This window comes from Mycobacterium sp., from assembly GCF_032162605.1.
Classification (GTDB): domain Bacteria; phylum Actinomycetota; class Actinomycetes; order Mycobacteriales; family Mycobacteriaceae; genus Mycobacterium.
The window spans coordinates 1-3,519 of record NZ_JAVROT010000481.1 but is presented as its reverse complement, the minus strand read 5'-3'; the positions used below and the strand labels follow the sequence as shown (position 1 = coordinate 3,519).

At 65.7% G+C, this 3,519-nt stretch carries 5 protein-coding genes; all 5 read left to right on the top strand.

Annotated elements, in window-relative coordinates; translation table 11 throughout:
- Positions 1–35: 35 nt before the first annotated feature.
- Positions 36–581 carry a putative colanic acid biosynthesis acetyltransferase gene (locus tag QOI01_RS26455; RefSeq protein WP_526386131.1) on the top strand — a complete coding sequence of 182 codons (546 nt, stop codon included), beginning with the start codon at positions 36–38 and terminating at the stop codon, positions 579–581.
- Positions 581–1,687 (top strand): glycosyltransferase, encoded by a 1,107-nt coding sequence (locus QOI01_RS26450; protein ID WP_526386130.1) that lies wholly within the window; start codon positions 581–583, stop codon positions 1,685–1,687. The genes QOI01_RS26455 and QOI01_RS26450 overlap by 1 nt, the downstream gene beginning before the upstream one ends.
- 48 nt (positions 1,688–1,735) lie before the next feature.
- Positions 1,736–2,368: an SGNH/GDSL hydrolase family protein gene (locus QOI01_RS26445; protein WP_526386129.1), complete on the top strand. Its 633-nt coding sequence runs from the start codon at positions 1,736–1,738 to the stop codon at positions 2,366–2,368.
- Complete coding sequence (locus QOI01_RS26440) at positions 2,365–3,126, top strand: SGNH/GDSL hydrolase family protein (RefSeq protein ID WP_526386128.1); 762 nt, start codon at positions 2,365–2,367, stop codon at positions 3,124–3,126. The genes QOI01_RS26445 and QOI01_RS26440 overlap by 4 nt, the downstream gene beginning before the upstream one ends.
- On the top strand, positions 3,123–3,519 hold a 397-nt coding region (locus QOI01_RS26435), incomplete at its 3' end, for a YveK family protein (RefSeq protein WP_526386127.1). The genes QOI01_RS26440 and QOI01_RS26435, both read left to right, overlap by 4 nt.

The window sequence follows — 3,519 nt, the reverse complement described above, 5'->3', positions numbered from 1 at the left end:
GTGAAGGTTGAATTCTCAATTCTTGGGGGTGAAGGTTGAGTTCTCAATCCACGCGATCACTGGCTGCTCGGCGCGGGCGCCCGTACGACAAGGGCCGCGGATTCGTGCCCCAAGCACTCTGGGTGGCGGTATCCACACTGATCTTCACCCAAGTGTGGTGCCCCAATCGGCTGCGCTGCGCATTGCTGCGGTGGTTCGGAGCCGAGGTCGGTCAGGGCGTTCTGATCAAACAACGAGTCCGGGTGCAATGGCCGTGGAAGCTGACCATCGGCAACAACTCGTGGGTCGGTACCGACGCAGAACTGTACAACCTCGACGACATCATCATCGGTGACGACGTCTGCGTCTCTCAGCATGCCTACGTCTGCACGGGCAGCCACGACTACAGGTCACCCACCTTCGAATTCGACAACGCCCCCATCGTCTTGGAGGACGGCGTGTGGCTGTGCGCGCGTAGCACGGTGCTGCGTGGCGTCACCGTCGGCGCGAACACGGTCGTGGCGGCGACCGCCCTCGTCACCAGCGACGTGCCTCCCAACTCGATCGTCCGTCCGCCGCCGGCAACCATCAGCCCACGCTGATGCGCATCCTGCAGGTGGTGGCTCTGCTCAGTCCCGACGGAGCCTTCGGGGGGCCCGCCCGCGTGGCGCTCAATCAGTGCGCTGAGCTCGTCAGGCAGGGGCACGACGTGACGCTCGCGGCAGGCAGCCGGGGCTATCCGATCCCCACCCGCGACGTGAATGGGGTGCCGGTTCGATTGTTCGGCGCGCGAACCCTGCTGCCGGGCACCGGTTTCCCCGGCATGGGCGCGCCAGGGCTGGCCAAATGGTTTCGCGGTAGCGCAGCCGGGTTCGACGCCGTGCACATTCATTTCGGCCGCGACCTCGTCGTGCTACCCGTGGCGATATCCGCACGGCGACAACGCATCCCATATGTGTTACAGACCCACGGCATGGTCGTACCGTCACGCCATCCGCTCGCCGGACCGCTCGACAAGGTCTGGACGCGCAAGGTGCTACGGGACGCCAAGGCGGTGCTCTACCTGACCGAGCAGGAAGGTGCACAACTCACCGACGTCGCCCGTGCGCCGCTACGCCTCGCGCAGCTCGGCAATGGCGTTCCGGAGTATCCAGCAGTGAGCCACCACCACGAAACACCGGAGGTGCTCTTCGTGGCCCGCATACACGCCCGCAAACACCCGATGACGTTCGTCGACATGGCAAAGACCCTGCTCGGCGAGGGCCTCGACGCCCGGTTCACCCTGGTGGGACCCGATGAAGGGGAAGGCGCCGCGGTGCAGGAAGCGATCGGCGGCGAGCCCCGCATTTCGTGGGAGGGCGCCCTACCGCCAGCGGCGATTCCCCGGCGCATGGCCGAAGCCAGCGTCTATGTGCTGCCCTCGGAGCGCGAGCCGTACCCCATGTCGGTGCTCGAAGCGATGTCCGTCGGTCTGCCAGTGGTGATCTCCGCTGACTGTGGCCTTGCCCCACTGGTCAAACAGGCGGGCTGTGGCGTCGTCACCGACGGACAGACGCCGGCGTTCGTCGCAGCCGTCAGATCCATCCTCACCGATGAGCTCACCGCGCGAGCGATGGGAAAGCGAGCCCAGGAAACAGTACTCAGCGACTTCGGTATGCACGCCATCGGCGAGCGGCTGATAGACATATACTCCGACGGTCAGCGGTAACCGTTGAACATGGGGGCTTCGATCCGTAAGCGACGAACAATTCTGGCGGTGGCAATTGCCATTGCACTTCTTGGCGCACTCGTCGGTGCGTCGGTTTTCGTATTGGGGAAATCAAGGCACGACCCGAATGCTTTCCGCCGGCTGAGCATCGCCGTCATCGGCGACGCCTATGCCGCGGGGAGCAACAATAGGGTGGTATGGCCGACGCTATTGGCGCAGCGAACCGGATGGTCGGTGGCGAACTTCGCATTGCCCGGCGCCGGATTCGCTGCGGACGGCCAGGGCGGACAGGGCTTCACGTACCAAGTAGACCGCGCGACGGGCGCAGATCCGCAGATGATCGTCGCGGTGGCCGGAATCGGCGACTCGGAATACGCCGGATCGGGCTATGTGGGCCAGGGTGCCGTCGATGTCCTCAACAAAATCCAGCTGAGCGGAGTACGGGCGCTCGTCGTCGGCCCGACCTGGTACGAAACGCCGGTCCCGCCCGAGGTCTCCGGCGTTTCCGACGAGATTCACAAAGCTGCCGATGCCGCGGGGATACCGTTTCTCGACGCGCTCGACCCGCCGTGGCTGACGGCCCAGCAGATGCAGCCCGACTTCACCGGCCCCACCGATGAGGGGCAATCCGTGATTGCCGACAAGATTGCGGCGTGGCTGCGCACCCAGGTCGCCCAATGAGGAAGATCCGATGGTCCGATGTCGCCGCCATCGTGCTGGCCATCGCGGTATTGGGCGGCCTCGGATTCGTGTTGCGCCCGCAACACACGCCGACGATGACCGTGGCCCCGTCCACCGCACCCGTCCAACGACCGCAGCCGCCGGCTCCAGTCGGGCCGACCGCACTGTTCATCACCGATGCCTACACCGGAGGAGTCGGGCTCAAGGAGATGTACTACGGCTGCACGGCGGCAGTCCGCATGGGTTGGCAGTGCGACCTGTCCGCACAGCCGGGAACCGGATACATCAGCGGCGGTGACGCCAACAGGTTCGTCAACCCGGACATCGGGCCATCGACGTCCTTCGACGAGCGTCTCACCAAATTGGCCGATGCGTACAAACCGGACGTCGTCGTGTTCGACGGCGGCCGTAGCGACCTCTTCGCACCCACCGATGACGAATTCGCCGTCATGGCATCGACGATCGGGGCCGCGCGCCAGATCTGGCCCGCCGCCAGGATCGTGTTCATCCGGCCGCGAGCACTCGACCGCCCGAACGACGATCTGGGCTTCGACCAAGATTTCATCGACCGCCTCCGGGCTGACCCTGCGACCGGGGACATGGTGATCGTCGATCCCATCAGCAGGTTCGCCGATACGGATACGTCCGCCTTGCTCGCCCCCGACAGGAGCCATCCGAATCAGGACGGTGCCGTTGCACTCTCGTCGGCGCTCGTCGACGAACTGTCGGCCAACGGCTTCACGGTGCCGGCGTCGTGAATCCCACGCTGGCACAATACGGACGGGTACTTCGCGGCCGATGGCGATGGCTGATGTGGGGCATCCTGCTCGCCCTGGCCGCGACAATCGCGGTCCTGATCCTTTGGCCCCCGCTGTATCGCTCGGCGGCCACCGTCTTCGTGCGCACTCCAGGGGACGTCAGCCGAGTCATCGACGGGGGCGACTCGTACGCGCAGGCACGCGCGGAAACCTATGCCACCCTGGCCAGGAGCACCAGCGTGACCTCACGGGTCGCCGCCGACCTCGGTGTGAATCTCACGCCGGAGGTGCTGGCACAGCGCATCCAAGCCACCCACGAGGGTGGGATCGCCCTGGTGGACGTCGCGGTGACTGCTCCATCGGCCGCGGAAGCTCAGCGCACGGCAACCGTGC